This window comes from Halorubrum sp. F4, assembly GCF_027257195.1.
Taxonomy (GTDB): Archaea; Halobacteriota; Halobacteria; order Halobacteriales; family Haloferacaceae; genus Halorubrum.
The window spans coordinates 270002-287339 of sequence record NZ_JAPDFS010000004.1 but is presented as its reverse complement, the minus strand read 5'-3'; the positions used below and the strand labels follow the sequence as shown (position 1 = coordinate 287339).

The following is a 17338-nucleotide window of genomic DNA, read 5'->3' as shown; positions in this document are numbered from 1 at the left end:
ACGCCCATTTAAGCCCGTCACGGGTCTCCGATCCCACATGACCGACGCCACGACGCCGGTGATCGCGGCCGCGTATCGAACGCCACAGGGGAGAGACGGGGGCGTCTTCGCGGACGTTCGGAGCGAGGACCTCTCGACGCGGCTCGTCGACCACGCGCTCGCGGAGACGGGGCTCTCGAGCGGCCACGTCGACGACCTGATGTGGGGGGTCGCCCAGCAGCGGACCGAACAGGACAACAACGTGGCCCGGGTGATCGCGCTGCTCTCCGAGCTCGGCGAGTCGGTGCCGGCGACCTCGATCAACCGCTGGTGTGCCTCCTCGATGCAGGCGATCATTTCCGCGGCCGACGCGGTCGCCGCGGGCAACCGCGACTGCGTGATCGCCGGCGGCGTCGAGAACATGAGCCGCGTCCCGATGGACGGCGACTCCTACCAGCATCTCCATCCGGAGCTCTCCGAGCGGTACAACGTCTTCCAGCTCCAGATGGGGATGACCGCCGAGAAGGTCGCGGACGAATACGGCGTGAGCCGCGAGGCCCAGGACGAGTACGCCGCCCGAAGCCATCGACGCGCGGCGGAGGCGACCGACTCGGGTCGCTTCGACGACGAGATCGTTCCCGTAGAGACCGCGGACGGCCTCGTCGAGTCGGACGAGGGGATCCGACCCGACACGACTCCCGAAACGCTCGCCGAGCTTCCGCCGGCGTTCACCGGCGACGGGACCGTCACCGCCGGGAACGCCTCGCAGATCTCCGACGGCGCGGCGTTGACGGTCGTCACGAGCCGAGCGTTCGCCGAGAATCACGGACTGGACGTGCTCGCGGAGGTGGGAACGAACGCGGTCGCCGGCGTCGACCCCACCGTGATGGGGATCGGACCGGTCCCCGCGACGCGGAACCTGCTCGACCGCGCCGGGACGACGATCGAGGACTACGACCTCGTCGAGCTCAACGAGGCGTTCGCCTCCCAGTGTGAGTACGCCCGCCGCGAGCTCGGGATCGAAGAGGCGATCTACAACGTCAACGGCGGCGCGATCGCGATCGGCCACCCGCTCGGGGCCTCCGGCGCGCGGCTCCCCGTCACGCTGCTCCACGAGATGGAGAAGCGGGACGCGGAGCGCGGGCTCGCGACGCTCTGTGTCGGGTTCGGACAGGGGGCCGCGGTGGAGTTCCGGCGGTAGTTCACCGCTCGACCGCGCCGGTTCCGTCACGGTCGACGTCCGCGAGCGGGATCGCGCCGCCCGCGAGGTCCGGGCCGTCGAAGGGGTCCTCGGCGAGCAGCAGCGAGCCGTCGAGGTCGGCGTAATCCAGGAGCGGCGCGAGGTGGGTCGCGGCCGCGATCGAGGCGTTCGACTCGACCATACAGCCGAGCATGACCTCGAGCCCGTGCGATCGCGCGGTCGCGATCGCCCGTCGCGCCTCCAGCAGCCCGCCCGTCTTCATCAGCTTCAGGTTCGCGATGTCACACCGGTCGGCGATCCGTGGGATATCCGCGGCGGTGACGCACGACTCGTCGGCGGCGATCGGTAAGGCCGAGCGCTCGTAGGCGAACTTCAGTCCCTCGGGGTCCTCGGCCGGAACCGGCTGCTCGATGAACTCCACGCCCAGCTCCGCGAGCCACTCGCTCTTCGCGACGGTCTCGCGGGGCGTCCACGCCTCGTTGGCGTCGACGCGGATCGTCGCGTCGGGCGCGGCCTCCCGGACCGTCTCGACGATCTCGCGGTCGCGGTCGCCGCCGAGTTTCACCTTCAGGACCGGGTAGCCGGCGTCGGCCGCGTCGGCCGTCTTCTCGCGCATCCGCTCGACCGAATCGATCCCGATCGTGAAGGAGGAGTCCGGAGTCGACGAGGCCTCGAGCCCCCACAGCCTGTACAGGGGAACGTCGAGCCGCTTCGCGGCCAGGTCGTGGAGCGCGATCGAGACCGCACAGCGGGCGGCCGGATTGTCGCGGACGACCTCCTTCATTCGCCCTTCGATCGTCGTCAGCGCGTGCGGGTCGCCAACGTCCTCGACGACCGAGAGGAGCTCCGGGAGCACCGCGGCGACGGTGTCGGCGGTCTCGCCGTAGTGTCGAGCGGGGGCCGCCCCGCCGACGCCGGTCGTCCCCTCCTCGTCGCTCACGCGGACGATCAGGTTCTCCGCCTCGGTCTGGGTGCTCCGAGCGATGGTGAACGGCTCGTCGAGTTCCATCGAGACCCGCTCGAAGGTGGCCTCGAGGCTCATCCCTCGAGCACCTCGTCGACGATCCCGTCGACGATCCGGTCGGCCCCGTGGCGGACCGGGTCGGCGGCGGGCACGCCCACCTCCTCGCCGAACGCGTCGACCACGTCGGCCGCCTCGTCGTCGTCGCCGACGTCCTTCGTGTTGACCGCGCCGGCGACGACGGAGGTCTCGTGGACCGGCTCCGAGAGGTCCTCGTAGAGGTCGACGTAGTCGGCGAACGGCGGGAGATCGAACCCCTCGTAGCCGTGGATCGACTCGCGGCCGGCGGCGTGACAGAGCACGAGCCCGTCGGCCATCGACCCGTGGAGGATCCCGCAGGTGACCGCCGAGTAGGCGGGGTGGATGATGGTCCCCTGGCCCTCGACGACGAGCAGGTCGTGGTCGTCGCCGATCTCGAGGAGCATCTCCTCGACCGCGCCGGCGGTGAAGTCGGATACCACGCGATCGATCGGGTTCCCCCAGCCGGCGATCATGATTCCCGTCTGGCCGGTGGGAACGAGCGCGGCGTCGATACCGCGGTCGCGGGCGGCCTCGACGATCTCCAGGGAGGCGGTCATCTTTCCCACCGAGCAGTCGGTTCCGACCGTGAGCACCACGTCGGCGTCGACGTCGTCGGAGCGGCCGGTCGCGACGCCGAGGTCCTCGGGAGGCTTTCGAACGTCGCGGAGTTCGACGCCGTGTTCGGCCGCCAGCTCGACGAACTCCTCGTCCTCGTTAAGGAAGTAGTGGAGCCCGCTGACGACGTCACAGCCCGCCGCGATCGCGGCGCGAACGTCGTCGCGCCAGGTCTCGTCGAAGCCGCCGCCGATCGGCGCGATGCCGATGTAGAGCGCGTCGACGCCGCCCTCGGCCGCGGCGAGCGCCTCCTCGAAGGAGTCGACGATCGGCGCGTCGGCGAGGTCGGGTTCGTGGTCGGCGACGCGGTCGCCGGCGCGGTCGCGGTCGAGGACGGCCTCGACCGTCTGATCGCCGTACCGCATCACGCCGAGCGCGGTCTTCGCTTCGTCCGGGAACTTCTCGTGGGCGAGAACGACTATCCGTTCGCTACTCATGGCGGGTCCGTCACTCCGGGACGGCTTAAATGGGACGGAGCCGGATCGCTCGATCGAGCCGGATCGTCGGTCGGCGTATCCGTCGGCGAACTACGCGGATCCGCCGACGAACCGATCCGCGCCCTCGTAGAACCAGTAGCCGTTCTCGCGCATCGCGCGGCCGAGCTCCTGGTGGAACTCGACGAAGTCCGCGAACTCCTCCTTCTCGACGCCCTCGAAGATCTCCTCGACGGAGACGACCGTCTCGTAGTCGATCCGTATCGGATGGTCGCCGTACTCCTCGACGTAGTCGGCCGCCGAGAGCGGGAAGTCCTCCTCCTCGTCGATCTTCTTCGCGAGCACCGCGTGGCCGTACTGCCGCATGCCCTCGCTCCCCTGTTCGCCGTCGGGGTCGTGTGGCCAGTCCATGCCCGCAGGTTCGGCGAGGGCGGGGATAGTGGTTACGAAAACCGGGACGCGGTGGCATGGGACTCGCCCGGCGATCGCACACCTCGATCCGCTCCGAATATCAGTACCAATAACCAGCTGGATGGCTTTATCACCCAGTCGGAAAAACGGCGTAACAATGCCTACTGACGACGGACCGGGCGTCCTCCGACGTCTCTACGATCGGCTTCGTGGCCGCTACTTCTTCAAGATCGCGGGCGCGATACTGGTCGTCGCGGCGGTGTTGCTCGGTGCCGGCGCGCTGACGTTCGATCAGGTTCAAGCCAGCGTCGAATCCGACGCGCAGAACACGCTGATCTCCTCCGCCGAACGCGAGGCGGAGGGAATCGAGGGGTTCATCGACGAAGGGGAGGGACACGCGGCGCGGATCTCGTCGTCCCGTCAGATCCGAACGTCGAACCAGCACACCATCCAACAGGAGCTCCGAAACAACGAACGGGCCCTCCCCGAGTACGTGGTCGACGTCCACTATTACGACCTCTCGACCGACGAGATACTGGTGAGTACCTCGCCGATGAAGGAGGGAACGATACACACGATCGCCGATCGACCGTGGGCGGTGGACTCCAGCGCGTTCGAGAGCCACGAGGACGCTCGCTCGTTCGAGCCCTACGCCGTCGAGGGCGAGAAGCGCATCGGCTTCGTCACCCCGGTCACCACCGATACGGACAGGGCGATCGTGGTCACCGCCGACCTCTCACGACGCGGAGCGCTGTTGACGTCCCCGGTCGAGGGCGGAAACGTGGAGATCGTCTCGACCCGGACCGGCCGGGTCGCGCTCGCCGCCGACGGAGACGCGATCCTGAACGACTACTTCCTCGTCGAGGAGCTTTCACACCTGCGGTCGGACGTGACCGAATCGCGGGTCGACGAGGTGTCCGACGCGGAACAGGACGTCGTCGACGCGAACCGGCTCGTCGCGGCCACCGTCCCGGTCGACGGGAAGCCGTGGGCCGTCGTCGTCGCGGCACCCGAAGGGGCGGTGTACGGCACCGTCGACGACGTGACTCGGAGCGTCCTGTTGCTGATCGGAATCGCGATACTCGGACTCCTCGCCGTGGGGATCCTGATCTCGAGGGACGTGAACCGCTCCGTCGACGAGCTTCGTGGCTACGCTCGGGCGATCGAGTCGGGCGACCTCGAGGTCGACATCGACCGATCGCGCGTCGACGAGTTCGGCGAACTGTCCGGGCTCATCGACCGCATCCGTCGGACGCTGCGCGAGCAGATCGCGGCCGCCGAGGAGTCCGCCGAGGAGGCGGCCGCTACCCGCGAGGAGGCGGAGGCGTTCTCGGCGCACCTCGAGACGAAGGCGGACGACTACGGCGAGACGATCGACGCGGTCGCCGACGGCGACCTCACTCGTCGGCTCGATCCCGAAAGCGAGAGCGAGGCGATGGCCGAGATCGCCGAGTCGTTGAACGAAATGCTCGACCGGATGGAGGCGCTCGTCGTCGCCATCCAGGACGCTGCCGAGGCCGTGGGCGAGCAGAGCTCCGAGGTGACCGCCTCCAGCGAGGAGGTGGAGTCGACGAGCGTCGACGTCGCCGAGAGCGTCGAGGAGATCTCCGTCGGCACCGAACGACAGGAGCAACACCTCTCGACCGCGGCCGCCGAGCTCAACGACCTCTCGGCGACCGTCGAGGAGATCGCCTCCTCGACCGACGAGCTGGCCGGGCGGTCGGCGGAGACGGCGACGGCGGGCGAGGAGGGCCGCGAGAGGGCGAACGAGGCCATCGACCACATGGACCGGATCGAGTCGGAGATGGGCAGTACCGTCGAGGAGATGACGGCGCTTCGCGACGAGGTCGAGCGGATCGGCGAGGTGGTGGGGCTGATCGACGACATCGCCGAGCAGACCAACATCCTCGCGCTCAACGCATCGATCGAGGCCGCGCGAGCCGGCGAGGCCGGCGAAGGGTTCGCCGTCGTCACCCGCGAGGTGAAAGAGCTCGCCGAGGAGACCGCGGAGGCGACGACGGAGGTCGAGTCCCTCATCGAGGGCGTCGAGGACTCGACTCACTCCGTGGCGGACGACATGTTCGCGATGGAGGACGACGTCGAACGGGGACGCGACGTGGTCGACGAGACGGTCGACACGCTGGAGACGATAGTGGAGGAGGTCTCCGACGTCAACGCCGGGATCCAGTCGATCAACGACGCGACCGACGACCAGGCGGACTCCACGCAGGAGGCGGTCTCGATGATCGACGAGGTCGCCGAGGTGAGCGTCGAGACGGCGAGCGAGGCACAGAACGTCTCGGCCGCGGCCGAGGAACAGACCGCGGCGCTCGCACAGATCTCGACGAGTGCGGAGTCGCTCTCGACACGCGCCGACGAGCTCCGGACCCTGGCCGAGGAGTTCGAGGCCCGCGAGGAGCGGGAGGACGGCTTCGAGTTCGAGACCGACGTGGCGGGCGACGCCGGCGGTTCCTCACTCGCTGACGCCGACGACTCGGCCGGATCGGCCGCAACGCCGGGATCCGGCGGTCCTTCGAGTTCCGCGGTCGAGACCGACGGCGGCGACGACGCGTTCCGGTCGGAGGAGCGTGACGACGGTTTCAGACCGCCCGACGACTTCAGGCCGGATGACGACTTCAGACCGGACGACGCGGTCGGACCCGACGACGACTGAGCGGCGACTCGGTCGTCCCGGCGGTGGATCGGATTCGACGGTGGATCGGGTTCGACGCCGGGTCCGTTCCGATGTCGACACGGTCGATCGCACACAAGACACTTGGTCGATTCTCGCTATCTTCCGCGCATGCGACGCAGAGCCCTCCTCGCGGTCGCGGCGACCGTTCCGCTCGCCGGTTGTCCGACGCCTCCGTGGGGCGACGTCCCCGAACGGGTCGACGGAGCGGAGGTGATCCTCCGCCGCGAGCACGCCGGCGGGTTCGATCCCGAGGTGGAAAGTCCACGGGACGCCGCGGAACTGTATCGAGCGCTCGAGGCCGACCCGCCGCGTCTCGTCGTCAGGGGACGGTTGCTCGACGGCGCACGGGAGTGTTACCGCGTCGACCTCGTCGAGGCCGACCTGACGGCCGACCGACTCCTGTTGCGGCTGACGGCGGAGGACGACCCCGACTGGGAGGGAGAGGCGTGTCCGGACGTCGGCGAGGCCCATCCCTACGAGGTCGACGTCGCGTTCGTCGACGCGCCGGTCCCCGAGCGTGTGGTCGTTCGACACGGCGACGAGACGGTGCTCGACGGGACGGCGCTCGACGGGACGGCGACGAACGGGTGAGACCGAGCGCGCCGGCCACGACGTGCGATACGGTCACTTCTCGGAGCGCGCGGCGACGCGGATCGCGCCGTACAGCGCGCTCGCGAGCGACGTCGTGATCACGATGATGCTCTCGATCACGGACAGGGACGGGAGGTCCCAACCGGAGTCGTCGGTGGTCGCTCCCGACTCGTCGGTGGCCGAGGAACCTCCGTCGGTCGTCGAGCCACCGTCGTCGTCCGTGGCCGTCGATCCGCCGTCTGACCCGCCGTCCTCCGTGGACGTCTCCTCGGATGTCCCCTCCGCCGTCGAGTCCGTCTCCTCGGCGGAGCGGCCGTCGAACGCCCCGGTGGTGACCAGCCGTGAGGACGTGCCGTCGGGAACGAAGATGCCGTCGGGAACCGGCACGGGCCCGTACCCGATATTCGGGTTTTCCACGTCGAGCGAGAACCGTTCGAGGCCGTCCTCCAGGCCGACGCCGACGACCGTCCCGCTTCGCGAGCCCGTCGTCGCCACGAAGTACACCATCCCGCCGGCGATCGTCGCGCCTCCGCTTCGCCGACCCTCCTCCAGCGAGTACCGCCACCGGAGCTCGCCGGTCTCGAGGTCGTACGCGTTACAGCGAAGGGCCTCGAACGGGTCGTCGTCGACGACCGCGACGAGGCCGTTTCCGGCCGCCAGCGGGTGATGTGCCTCTCCGCGGAGGTCGACCGCCCACTGCTCGACGCCGCCGGTCGACGACACGAGCCGAAGGTGTTTCTGCGTCTTCACGACCACCCCGCCCTCCGTGACCGCCGGCGGCGACAGAACGCTGGCTTCGATCGAATGCTCCCATTCGACCTCGCCCTCGAACGAGAGCGCGACCAGGCGTGAAGGAGGTGCCTGCGAGTCGGGAACGTTGACGTACAGCGACTCCTCACCCACGGCGACCGTCGGGAGCAACAGCCCCGGGGCGTTGTTCCCGTCGGTATCGAACCGCGCGTCCAGCGCCTTCGACCACTCCAGTTCGCCGGACGACGTCGCGAACGCGTACACCGTTCCCTCCGAGTCGGCCACGTACGCCGTTTCGTCACGGATCGTCGGCGAACCCGGTTGGCCGCTCACGCCGAGCGACCACCGCTCCTCGCCGGTGTCCCGATCGACTGCCAGAACCGTCCCCTCGGTCGTGACCGCGATGACCGACTCCGCGCCGACCGCCGGCGAAGCCATGAACGGTTCCTCGCCCCTGAACGCCCAGTCGCCGGCACCGGAGGCCAGATCGGCGGCGATGAGGTCGCCGTCGCTGCCCGCGTACGCCGTCCCGTCGTCGACGACCGGCACCGTCGTCCGGTCGTTTCCGCCGAGCGAGTACGCCGACTCGGCGGTCGACTCGATACCCTCGATGGCCGTCACGCCGGCGAGTCGTCGCCCGCCGTTCAACGTCGGCCACGAGAACTCGTCGAGATCGGTCGATTCCTGCGCTGTGACCGGAGCCACGGTCCCGGCGGACGCCAACGCACCGCCCGCGACGGTCGTCGTTACCAGCCGAAGCGCGTCCCGTCGAGAAACGGACGGTCGGGACATCAACTATCCGAACGTAACGGGCAGGCACAATAAACTCCCCGGAGAGCGACGGTTTCGGATCGTCGAAGGCGTCGAGCCGTCGCTGCTGGTTCGTGGCGGCATCGGGAAAACGCGACGGAGTTGGATGCTCCGGCAGGGATTTGAACCCTGGTCCTTGCCGTGAGAGGGCAAGATGATTGGCCGGACTACACCACCAGAGCGTGCGTCCGCGTTCCGTCGCAATTCCGGGTAGGGTGTTCCACAGTAAAACAGTTCCGTTTCGACCCCGCCGTGTCTCGGTTTGTCGCGATCGAGACGGCCGATCACGCCGCTCGCGCCCTCAGAGATCGACCGCGAACGAGTCGACGTCCTCGGCCGCGTCGGCGACGGCCGCGAGCAGGTCGGCGACGCGATCCAGGTCCTCGAGGTCGACGACCTCGACGGGCGTGTGCATGTACCGGTTCGGGATCGAGACGGTGAGCGACGGGACCCCGCCGCGGGCGGTGTAGAACGCGTCGGCGTCCGTGCCGGTCCGCGTCCCGGCCGCCTGGAACTGGACGTCGATCCCGGCGTCGTCCGCGGCGTCGCGCGCGAGATCGACGAGGACCGGGTGGTTCGCGCTGCCGCGGGCGACGACCGGGCCGGACCCGAGTTCGACGGGCCCGCGATGTTCGGGGTCCACGTCGGGGTTGTCGGTCGCGTGGGTAACGTCGACGGCGACGAACGCGTCGACCGCCGCGAGGTCGTACCCGACCATCCGCGCGCCCTGGAGTCCCACCTCCTCCTGGACGGTCGAGACCGCGTAGACGGTGGCGTCGACGTCGGCCGCGGCGGCGCGGCGCAGCGCCTCGGCGGCGACCCAGATCCCGGTCCGGTCGTCGATCCCGCGGGCGGCGATCCGGGACCCGACGAGCTCCTCGACCCCGCTCGAGAAGGTGACCGGATCCCCGACAGAGACGTGTTCGCGGGCCTCCTCCGCGTCGGTCGCGCCCACGTCGACGAACTGTCCCTCGATCGCCTCGTACTCGTCGTCAGCGGGGTCACGGAGGTGGATCGCGGTCTGTCCGACGACGCCCTGGACGGGTTCGTCGGCGTGGACCGTCACGTGCTGGCCCTTCGAGACGGTGCGGTCGGAGCCGCCGACCGGCGCGATCCGGAGGAAGCCCTCCTCGAGGACGTCCCGGACGATGAATCCGATCTCGTCGGCGTGGCCCGCCAGGGCGACGGTCGGCGCGTCCGGGTCGCCCTCGTGGACCGCGACGGCGTTGCCGTACGCGTCGGTGCTGACGTCGTCGGCGAACGCCGAGACGTAGTCGATCCAGACGCGCTGGGCCGCCGTCTCGAACCCGGAGGGGCTCGGCGTCGCGAGCAGGTCGTCGAGGAACGCTCGGCGAGACTCGTCCATGCGTCCCCGTTCGTGTCGGAAGAAAAGAAGGCCGTGGTTCCGTCCGTAGATCGATCGAACGACGAGGTCCTCCTCACTCGGGAGCGCTCTCGCCCCGATCGACGCCACGGTTAAGCGGTCGGCACGAGAACGGTCGACCATGAGCGAGAAGTCACTCACGCTGCTCGAGGTCCACCTGGACGAGGGAGCGATCCGGATCGGGGAGAACGGTCTCCTCGGGGGGAGGAAACCGGACGAGAAGGCGGACGAAGCCGAAGCCGACGACGCCGACGGGAGCGGCGACGGCTCGATCCTCCGCTGTGGGTGCTCCGCGAGATCGATCGGGGCGGCCCTGGCGGTCGTCGCGCTCCTCGCGGCGCTCGGCGTCGCGGCCGCGCGCCTGCTCGGCGACGGCGACCTCGATGACGCCACGGAGATCGACGAACTCGGAGCGTGAACGCGGGCGAATCGAGGCAGGGTGAAGGTGGACGAATCGAGACAGAGTGAAGCCGGGAGAGTCGACCCGGGGCGATGAAAGGGTCGGCCGACACAAGCGACTTGAGGGCGGCGCGCTTCCCCTCCACATGGACATCCTCCGAAGCCTCCGTGCGGTCTCCGAGGCGTCCGGGACCGGCGTCGTCGACTGGACGAAGGCCGGGGAGGCCGCGAGAGCGAGCACGGAGCCGGGGACGCTCGATCTGACGCCCGCCGACCGGCGGGGCTACGCGACGGACGTGCGGGACGCGCGCGACCGGCTCCGGGAGGTCGCCGGCGTCGACTTCGCGGTCCCGGACGCCATCGAGGTCCAGAACCGACACCACTGGATCGACGCGAACCTCGAGACGTTCCGAAACGTGATGGGGCCGATCGAGTCGGCGGCGACCCCGGCGATGCCGGGACTCTCGCGGGTCGTCAACACCGGATCGATGGCGTTCGCGCTGGGATTCCTCGCGCGAAACGTGCTCGGCCAGTACGACCCCCTCCTGTTGGCCGACGAGCCCGACGTCGACCACGGACTCTACTTCGTTCACCCGAATGTCGTCGCGGTCGCCGCGGACCTCGACGTGGCGTACCCGCGGTTTCGCCGATGGATCGCCTTCCACGAGGTGACCCACGCCGCAGAGTTCGGCGCGGCCCCGTGGCTGTCGGGATACCTGGAGTCGCGCGTCGAACGCGGCATCGACGGCCTGAGCGCGAGCGGGCTCGATCCCGACGCGTTCGTCGAGCTTCAGACCGCCATGACCGCGGTCGAGGGGTACGCGGAGCTGTTGATGGACCGCGCGTTCGACGACGAGTACGCCGACCTGCGCCGAAAGGTCGACGAGCGGCGGGGCGGCGGCGGGCCGGTGACGCGGATCGCCCGGCGTCTCCTCGGGCTCGGGCTCAAACGCCGGCAGTACGAGCGCGGGGCCGCCTTCTTCGAACGGGTCGCGGACGAGCGCGGGCTGGCCGCCGCGAGCGCGGTGTGGGAGCGCCCGGAGCACCTCCCGACGGACGGGGAGATAGACGACCCGGCGGCGTGGCTGGCGCGGGTCGACCCGTGACCCGTTCGGGTCGGACGGCGGAGCGTCCGAACCGGCTCGTGCGATCGGACGGTGGTTTTAGGCCGATTCCGCCCGGATCGATCACATGAACCTCACCGGCCCGTGGGACCGGTCGCGCGTCGACGAGTTCCTCGCGGACGCGCGGATCCCGGTCCGCATCGGGTGCCGGACCCCCGCGGGCGACCCCTGGATGGTGTCGCTGTGGTTCCGGTGGGACGGGACGATCCACTGTGCGACCGGCGCGGACGCCGACGTGGTCGGGTTCCTCGAGTCCGACGACCGCGTCTCGTTCGAGATATCGACGAACGACCCGCCGTACATGGGCGTCCGCGGCCGCGGCCGGGCGACCGTGACCACCGACGGGGACAAACGGGTCCTCCGGTCGCTCCTGGAGCGGTATCTCGGCGGAACCGACAGCGAGCTCGGCGACCGGCTCCTGCGGCCGGACCGCGAGGAGGTCCACGTTCGGATCGACCCGGAGCGGCTTCACTCGTGGGACTTCACCGGACGGATGCCCGCGGGGCCGGACCGGACGGACTGAGCGCCTACCGCCCGATGTCACGGAGGTCGTCGACCTCGACGCGGTCGGGGACGCGGTCGAGCGCCGTCGCCGCCCACCCGTCGTGGCCGAGCGTGATCGCGGTCCCGGGGTTGGCCTCGGCGAGCCGGCGAACGCCCTCGGCGGCCGCGGTCTGGGCCGCGGCGTCGACCCGGTCGGGGATCTCGGCGGTAAGCGGATACGTCTCCGAGAGCGCCCGCGGGAAGGGGCCGAACGGCGGCTTCACCCGCCAGACCGCGTCGTGGTCGTGGCTCGACGGCGGCTTCGATTCCGTGAGAAGCAGATCCTCCGGGGTATCGAGACGCGCGAGACGGTCGTGGTGGCGGCCGACCTCCGGACGACGCGCGGACTCGTGGGAGGTGTAGAAGAAGGCGTCCTTCGAGACGGGGTCGGTCGCCTCGAGCTGGTCCGCGTGGTCGAGCAGGGCGCGGTACCCGTCGAGCATCGCCGGATGTCCGCGGGCGCGCCGATCGACCAGTTCGAGGAGCGAGCCGTCGCGGATGGCGGCTTTGATCCGACGGACCTCCTCGAAGGTGACGTGGAGGTTGTGCTCGGCGAGCAGCCGCTCGGCCCGGTCGTCGTCGCCCTCGCGGAGGTCCGCGGGCGTGTGCGCCGAACACACCGGACACGAACACGGGAAGTACGACAGCTCCTCGAGGTGCTCGGTCCCCGACACCGTGAGGTAGCGGCCGTCGCGCGCCATCAGCGCGTAGGCGGCCGAGTCGAACAGGTCACAGCCCATCGCGACCGCGAGCGCGAGCATCATCGGGTGGCCCGCGCCGAACAGATGGACCGGACAGTCCGGGTCGAGCCCGCGCTTCGCGGCCGTCACCGCCTCGACGACGTCGTCGTAGCGGTAGCCGTTCATGAGGGGAACCATCGCGCCGACCGGGAACACGTCGAGGTCGGTGCCCGCGGCGTGGCGGCCGGCCGCCTCCCGGAGGTCGGGGTACGTCGACCCTTGGACTGGGGCGTTAACGAGCATCTCGCCGGTGTCGGCGGCTTCCGCGTCCGCGAGCGCCCGCTCGGTCGTCTCGAGCTCGCGCTCGGCGCGGTCGCGGTCGACGTCCGGCGGGGTGGGCACGTCCACGGGCGTCGCCACGTCGCTGCCGATCCGGCGCTGGAACTCGAGGATCTCCGCCGTGGTGACGTCGATGTCGCCGTATTCGGCGAGCTGGAACGACCCCGAGTCGGTCATGATCGCGCCGTCGAACCCGAGGAAGTCGTGGAGGCCCTCCTCGAGAACGCGGTCGCGGATCCGGTCGGTGCTCCGGATGATGTAGGAGTTCGTGATCAGCATCTCCGCGCCGAACTCGGTCCGGAGCCGCTCCGGCTCGACCGTGAGCACGTTGGGGTTGACGACGGGCAGAAGCGCCGGCGTCTCGACGGTGACGTCGGCGCGAGGGACCTCGAGCCGACCGATCCGCCCGGCGGCGTCGTGGTCCCGTATCTCGAAGTGATCGCGCATACCCGGACTGCGGGCAGCCGGGCGGTAAGGGTTGCGTTCGGGCGGGAAGTGGATCGGGAAGCGGATACCTCCGCGCCGACGACTACCCGACTACTGCCCGGTCGACGTTCGCCTACGCCTGATCCGCGCCGAACACGACCCGAACGGTGACGGTGACGTCGACGTCGCCGACCTCGATCCCGGTACCGGCCCCGCCCGCGGCGTCGTCGGCCTCGGCCGCGAGGGCCGTACTCGTGTACGGGCTGGTTCGGACGTTCGTCGTCGAGATGGTGTAAACGCCCGTCACGTCGAGGTCCGCGTTGGCGGCGAGCGTGTCGGCCTCGGCGTGGGCGTTGTCCATCGCGTCGCCGAGCGCCTCCTCGCGGAGCTCATCCTCGCGTTCGTCCGAGAGCCCGAACCGGACCTGCTGGACGCTGTCCGCGCCGGCGTCGACCGCGACGTCGATGACCTCGCCGACCGCGTCCGCGTCGCCGATGCTCACGGCGTAGACGTGGACGCCGACGTACTCGCTGCGGTTCGCGTCCGGGCGCGTCTCGCGCGTCTGCCGGATGTCGTAGCGCTCGGTTCGGACGTCGTCCTCGCTCAGCCCCCAGTCGTAGAGGCCGTTCCGGAGCGCGTCGTCGCTCTCGGCGAGGTCGTTGCGGACGGCTCCCGCGTCGACCGCGGTCGACTCGACCGCGACGAACACGGTCGCGCGATCGGGCTCCGCGGACGCCTCGCCGTTCGCGGCCACCTCGATGGACCGCTCGAGGTCGTCGGCCTCCGTCATCTCCGGTCCGTCCGAGTCGGTGTCGCCCAACGTTCCCGTGACTCCCGAACAGCCGGCCAGGAGGACGAGGAGCGCTACCCCGACGCCGGCGACGAGCCGTTTCCGTCGTGTCATACAGTCGGGCACGCCGGGAGAGGGCTATAACGTAGCGAATACACAAAGAACCGTTTGTCCGATCGCTCCCCTCGAATCGTCGAACCGCCGAGACTCCTCGCGGAGACCTCCTCGTAGAGGCCTCCTCGCCGCGCCTCAGAGCCCCGTGGGATGGCTCACGTACGTCGTCTCCAGTCCCCACTCCTCGACGAGCGACTGGAGGGACCGAACCCCGAACGTCTCCGTCGCGTAGTGGCCCGCGAGGAACACCGTGACTCCGGCCTCCCGCGCGTCGTGGTAGACCTGCTGTTTCCCCTCGCCGGTGACGAGCGCGTCCGCGCCCGCCGCGGCCGCCTCGTCGAGCCAGTCGGCCCCGGAGCCGGTGACGACCGCGACGCGCTCGATCCGGTCCGGGCCGAACTCGAGGACGCGAGTACCGCCCGTGCTCCCCTCGAACCCGTCGAGACGGTCGCGGATCGTTTCGGGCGGGAGCGGCTCGCCCGTCCCGCCGAGCGTCCCGATCGTGACCGGGCCGAGCGCCCCGAACGGTTCCCGATCCGCGAGTCCGATCGCCTCCGCGACGCCGGCGGCGTTGCCGAGTTCCGCGTGTCCGTCCAGCGGGAGGTGTGAGACGTACAGTGCGAGGTCGTTCTCGACGAGCGCGGCGATCCGGTCGTACGTCATCCCGGTCACGTGGTCGATCCCGCCCCACGAGACTCCGTGGTGGGTGACGAGGACGTCCGCGCCGGCGTCGGCCGCCTCGTCGATCGTCGCCGTCGCGGCGTCGACCGCGAACCCGACGCGCTCGATCGAACCCGAGTCCGGGCCGATCTGGAGGCCGTTCGCGCTGGCGTCGACGTCGGCGTACGCGTCGGTGTCGAGTCGGTCGTCCAGTCGATCGACGAAGGTCCGAAGGTCCATGCGCGTCAGTACGGGCTCCGACCGAAAAGCGTTCCCGTCGGGTGGAAACGGTTCCGTCGGTCCGAAGGGCGTCCCGTCAGTCGTCGAGCTCCTCGGCCGCCGAGTCGGGGATCGCGCCGAACGGCGCGCCGGACGGTGCCTCCGTGGGCTCGTCCGCGGATCCACCTTCTCCGGGCGTCTCCGGGGGCGCGTCGAACTCGGGGTCGAACAGCTCGAGGGCGGTCCGGATCGTCTCCCAGTCGTCCTCGCCGGCCGCGTCCCGGAGCGACCGGGTCGGGGCCGCGAGCAGCTGGCCGACCAGCGCGTCCGCCATCGCCTCGACCGTCTCGCGCTGCTCGTCGGTCAGTCCACCCTGTGCGTCGAGCTTCGTGAGCGCGCGGTCGAGCTCGCGGGCCTTGACCCGGTCCGCGCCGGCGTACATCGCCGAGATGGCGTCGTCGGCGCGCTTCCGCTTGTACGACCGGAGGATCCGGTCCAGCTCCTCGTCGATGATCGACTCGACCTCGCGGGCCTCCGTCTCCCGCCGCTTCCGGGTCTCGTGCGTGACGTCCTCCAGGGCGTCGATGTCGTACAGGGAGACGCCCGACAGGTCGCCGGTTTCGGGGTCGACGTCGCGCGGCTGGGCGATGTCGATACAGACGACCCGGTCCGCATCCGTGAAGGCCGTCGGGTCGAGCACGGGCTCCGGGCTGCCGGTCGCCGTGATCACGAGGTCGGCCTCGGGAACCACGGCCGGCAGGTCGCTCAGGTGGACGACCGACGACTCGGTGTCCACCTCCTCGGCGACGAACGCCGCGTTCGGCACCGTCCGGTTCGCGACGACGATCTCCGAGACGGCGGTGTCGTCGAGCGTCCGCGCCGCGAGCGTCCCCATCTCGCCGGCCCCGACGACGACCGCGGTACCGTCGGTCAGGTCGATCTCGCCGGCCGCGAGTCGGACCGCCGCGGAGCCGAGCGAGACGACGCCCTCGTTGATCGCCGTCTCCGTGCGGGCGCGCTCGCCGACGTGAAGCGCCTTCGTGACGGCGTCCTCCAGGACCGGGCCGATCCCGCCGGCCGACCGTGACTCCTCGTAGGCCTCACGCATCTGGCCGATGATCTGGTCCTCGCCGAGCACGAGCGACTCGAGTCCGGATGCGACTCGCATCAGGTGTTCCAGGCTCCCCTCGTGGTCGAGCCGCCGAACGGCCGCCCCGCGAACCGACGGCGCGAACGACTCGAGCGCCTCACGGCCCTCGGTGGTCCGGTCGGTGACGACGTACGCCTCCGCGCGGTTGCAGGTCCGGACGGCGAACGCCTCCTCGACCCCGTCGCGCGCGAGGAGGTCCGAGACGGTTCCTCGAACGCTCTCGCCGCCCGCCGACTCGATCTCGTCGATCGTCGCGGCGCCGTGGGCGACGCTCACGCCCGTGATGGCACCCGGCTCCTTCATCGGTCGACGACCTCCTCGATCACGTTTTCTGCCTCTCTGCGAGCGTTGGATCTCCCCTTTTGTAAACCCTTCCAAACCCCCTCGGACCGCACGACTCGACGGATCGCCTCCCGTCGAAGCATCGGGTCGACGCCGGCCTCCGAGAGCTCTTCGCGAAGCTCTCCGGAGAGCTCGGCCATCGCGCCCGCTCCCTCGATCTCCGCGCCGATCCGCTCGCGGAGCGCCTTCGAGAGCGCGGGGCTCCGCCCCCCCGTGGAGACCGCCACCCGGACCGGGTCGTCCGCGACCGTCGCCGGAACGACGACGCTTTCCGGGTCTCGGCCGCCGGAGACGTCGGTTCGGTTCACGAGGACGCCCGCATCGAGCGCCGCCGCCTCCGCGGCCGCGTTCACCGCCCGGTCGTCGGTCGCGGCGACCACGAGCGCGGGGGAGACGCGGTCGATCCACTCCGGAACCGTCGCCGCGTCCGGGGCGGCCCGGACCAGTTCGACCGAGGTGTCGCCCTCGGCGACCGCCTCGCACAGGCGGTCGTCGAACGCCGGACTGACGACGACGACGCGCGCCTCCTCGGCGAAGCCGAGCGCCTTCCGTCGGCCGACCGCCCCGCCGCCGACGACGAGAACGGTCTCGTCGGAGAGGTCGTGATACAGTGGGATCATCTGATCGCCCTCGTAGACGC

Annotated in this window: 16 protein-coding genes and 1 tRNA gene; 6 read left to right on the top strand and 11 right to left on the bottom strand. The window is 70.2% G+C overall.

Going from position 1 to position 17338, the window contains the following annotated elements:
- The first annotated feature begins 37 nt into the window (after positions 1-37).
- Positions 38-1180, top strand: a complete 1143-nt coding sequence (locus tag OKW78_RS12385; protein WP_281195462.1) for a thiolase family protein — start codon at positions 38-40, stop codon at positions 1178-1180.
- Between the two features lies 1 nt (position 1181).
- Here the strand turns inward: OKW78_RS12385 and OKW78_RS12380 are convergent, their stop codons facing one another.
- The 3 genes from OKW78_RS12380 to OKW78_RS12370 form a co-directional block, all read right to left on the bottom strand.
- Positions 1182-2222 carry a dipeptide epimerase gene (locus OKW78_RS12380; protein ID WP_281195461.1) on the bottom strand — a complete coding sequence of 347 codons (1041 nt, stop codon included), beginning with the start codon at positions 2220-2222 and terminating at the stop codon, positions 1182-1184.
- Positions 2219-3274, bottom strand: a complete 1056-nt coding sequence (locus OKW78_RS12375) for a DUF1611 domain-containing protein (protein ID WP_281195460.1) — start codon at positions 3272-3274, stop codon at positions 2219-2221. Before OKW78_RS12375 ends, OKW78_RS12380 begins: the two co-directional genes overlap by 4 nt.
- 90 nt (positions 3275-3364) lie before the next feature.
- Positions 3365-3682: a DUF5785 family protein gene (locus OKW78_RS12370; protein ID WP_122104260.1), complete on the bottom strand. Its 318-nt coding sequence runs from the start codon at positions 3680-3682 to the stop codon at positions 3365-3367.
- Between the two features lie 157 nt (positions 3683-3839).
- Here OKW78_RS12370 and OKW78_RS12365 point away from each other — a divergent pair, with 157 nt between their 5' ends.
- Positions 3840-6356 carry a methyl-accepting chemotaxis protein gene (locus OKW78_RS12365; RefSeq protein WP_281195459.1) on the top strand — a complete coding sequence of 839 codons (2517 nt, stop codon included), beginning with the start codon at positions 3840-3842 and terminating at the stop codon, positions 6354-6356.
- A gap of 129 nt (positions 6357-6485) precedes the next feature.
- Positions 6486-6968: a hypothetical protein gene (locus tag OKW78_RS12360; protein ID WP_281195458.1), complete on the top strand. Its 483-nt coding sequence runs from the start codon at positions 6486-6488 to the stop codon at positions 6966-6968.
- Between the two features lie 33 nt (positions 6969-7001).
- Here the strand turns inward: OKW78_RS12360 and OKW78_RS12355 are convergent, their stop codons facing one another.
- From OKW78_RS12355 to OKW78_RS12345, 3 genes are all read right to left on the bottom strand, one after another.
- On the bottom strand, positions 7002-8510 hold the full coding sequence (locus tag OKW78_RS12355) for a PQQ-binding-like beta-propeller repeat protein (protein WP_281195457.1): 1509 nt from the start codon (positions 8508-8510) through the stop codon (positions 7002-7004).
- A gap of 125 nt (positions 8511-8635) precedes the next feature.
- Positions 8636-8710, bottom strand: a tRNA-Glu gene (locus tag OKW78_RS12350).
- A 119-nt stretch (positions 8711-8829) separates the two neighbouring features.
- Positions 8830-9894: a M20/M25/M40 family metallo-hydrolase gene (locus tag OKW78_RS12345; protein ID WP_281195456.1), complete on the bottom strand. Its 1065-nt coding sequence runs from the start codon at positions 9892-9894 to the stop codon at positions 8830-8832.
- 139 nt (positions 9895-10033) lie between these two features.
- On the opposite strand from OKW78_RS12345, the gene OKW78_RS12340 reads away from it, so the two are divergent.
- The 3 genes from OKW78_RS12340 to OKW78_RS12330 all read left to right on the top strand — a co-directional run bounded on the left by OKW78_RS12340 (position 10034) and on the right by OKW78_RS12330 (position 11958).
- Positions 10034-10330, top strand: a complete 297-nt coding sequence (locus OKW78_RS12340) for a hypothetical protein (RefSeq protein WP_281195455.1) — start codon at positions 10034-10036, stop codon at positions 10328-10330.
- 127 nt (positions 10331-10457) lie between these two features.
- A complete protein-coding gene (locus OKW78_RS12335; protein ID WP_281195454.1) occupies positions 10458-11417 on the top strand; it encodes a zinc-dependent metalloprotease in 960 nt (319 codons plus the stop codon).
- Between the two features lie 85 nt (positions 11418-11502).
- The gene (locus OKW78_RS12330; protein WP_281195453.1) at positions 11503-11958 is read left to right on the top strand and encodes a pyridoxamine 5'-phosphate oxidase family protein; all 456 of its coding nucleotides are present in this window, start codon (positions 11503-11505) and stop codon (positions 11956-11958) included.
- Positions 11959-11962: 4 nt separating this feature from the next.
- Here OKW78_RS12330 and tgtA read toward each other — a convergent pair whose 3' ends face one another.
- The 5 genes from tgtA to OKW78_RS12305 form a co-directional block, all read right to left on the bottom strand.
- Positions 11963-13444: a tRNA guanosine(15) transglycosylase TgtA gene (tgtA, locus tag OKW78_RS12325; RefSeq protein ID WP_281195452.1), complete on the bottom strand. Its 1482-nt coding sequence runs from the start codon at positions 13442-13444 to the stop codon at positions 11963-11965.
- A gap of 112 nt (positions 13445-13556) precedes the next feature.
- A complete protein-coding gene (locus OKW78_RS12320) occupies positions 13557-14327 on the bottom strand; it encodes an SIMPL domain-containing protein (protein ID WP_281195451.1) in 771 nt (256 codons plus the stop codon).
- Between the two features lie 135 nt (positions 14328-14462).
- Positions 14463-15227: a Nif3-like dinuclear metal center hexameric protein gene (locus OKW78_RS12315; protein WP_281195450.1), complete on the bottom strand. Its 765-nt coding sequence runs from the start codon at positions 15225-15227 to the stop codon at positions 14463-14465.
- Between the two features lie 76 nt (positions 15228-15303).
- Complete coding sequence (hemA, locus tag OKW78_RS12310) at positions 15304-16659, bottom strand: glutamyl-tRNA reductase (RefSeq protein ID WP_281195449.1); 1356 nt, start codon at positions 16657-16659, stop codon at positions 15304-15306.
- Entirely contained in the window at positions 16656-17318 is a 663-nt protein-coding gene (locus OKW78_RS12305; RefSeq protein ID WP_281195448.1) for a bifunctional precorrin-2 dehydrogenase/sirohydrochlorin ferrochelatase, read from the bottom strand. The genes hemA and OKW78_RS12305 overlap by 4 nt, the downstream gene beginning before the upstream one ends.
- Positions 17319-17338 lie beyond the last annotated feature (20 nt).

What these genes read in the sequence shown, in the direction of transcription:
- OKW78_RS12375 (WP_281195460.1), bottom strand. Translation starts at nt 3,274, where the DNA reads ATGAGTAGCGAACGGATAGTCGTTCTCGCCCACGAGAAGTTCCCGGAC.
- OKW78_RS12340 (WP_281195455.1), top strand. Translation starts at nt 10,034, where the DNA reads ATGAGCGAGAAGTCACTCACGCTGCTCGAGGTCCACCTGGACGAGGGA.
- OKW78_RS12380 (WP_281195461.1), bottom strand. Translation starts at nt 2,222, where the DNA reads ATGAGCCTCGAGGCCACCTTCGAGCGGGTCTCGATGGAACTCGACGAG.
- OKW78_RS12305 (WP_281195448.1), bottom strand. Translation starts at nt 17,318, where the DNA reads ATGATCCCACTGTATCACGACCTCTCCGACGAGACCGTTCTCGTCGTC.
- OKW78_RS12385 (WP_281195462.1), top strand. Translation starts at nt 38, where the DNA reads ATGACCGACGCCACGACGCCGGTGATCGCGGCCGCGTATCGAACGCCA.
- OKW78_RS12360 (WP_281195458.1), top strand. Translation starts at nt 6,486, where the DNA reads ATGCGACGCAGAGCCCTCCTCGCGGTCGCGGCGACCGTTCCGCTCGCC.
- OKW78_RS12330 (WP_281195453.1), top strand. Translation starts at nt 11,503, where the DNA reads ATGAACCTCACCGGCCCGTGGGACCGGTCGCGCGTCGACGAGTTCCTC.
- OKW78_RS12315 (WP_281195450.1), bottom strand. Translation starts at nt 15,227, where the DNA reads ATGGACCTTCGGACCTTCGTCGATCGACTGGACGACCGACTCGACACC.
- OKW78_RS12335 (WP_281195454.1), top strand. Translation starts at nt 10,458, where the DNA reads ATGGACATCCTCCGAAGCCTCCGTGCGGTCTCCGAGGCGTCCGGGACC.
- OKW78_RS12365 (WP_281195459.1), top strand. Translation starts at nt 3,840, where the DNA reads ATGCCTACTGACGACGGACCGGGCGTCCTCCGACGTCTCTACGATCGG.
- tgtA (WP_281195452.1), bottom strand. Translation starts at nt 13,444, where the DNA reads ATGCGCGATCACTTCGAGATACGGGACCACGACGCCGCCGGGCGGATC.
- OKW78_RS12345 (WP_281195456.1), bottom strand. Translation starts at nt 9,894, where the DNA reads ATGGACGAGTCTCGCCGAGCGTTCCTCGACGACCTGCTCGCGACGCCG.
- hemA (WP_281195449.1), bottom strand. Translation starts at nt 16,659, where the DNA reads ATGAAGGAGCCGGGTGCCATCACGGGCGTGAGCGTCGCCCACGGCGCC.
- OKW78_RS12355 (WP_281195457.1), bottom strand. Translation starts at nt 8,510, where the DNA reads ATGTCCCGACCGTCCGTTTCTCGACGGGACGCGCTTCGGCTGGTAACG.
- OKW78_RS12320 (WP_281195451.1), bottom strand. Translation starts at nt 14,327, where the DNA reads ATGACACGACGGAAACGGCTCGTCGCCGGCGTCGGGGTAGCGCTCCTC.
- OKW78_RS12370 (WP_122104260.1), bottom strand. Translation starts at nt 3,682, where the DNA reads ATGGACTGGCCACACGACCCCGACGGCGAACAGGGGAGCGAGGGCATG.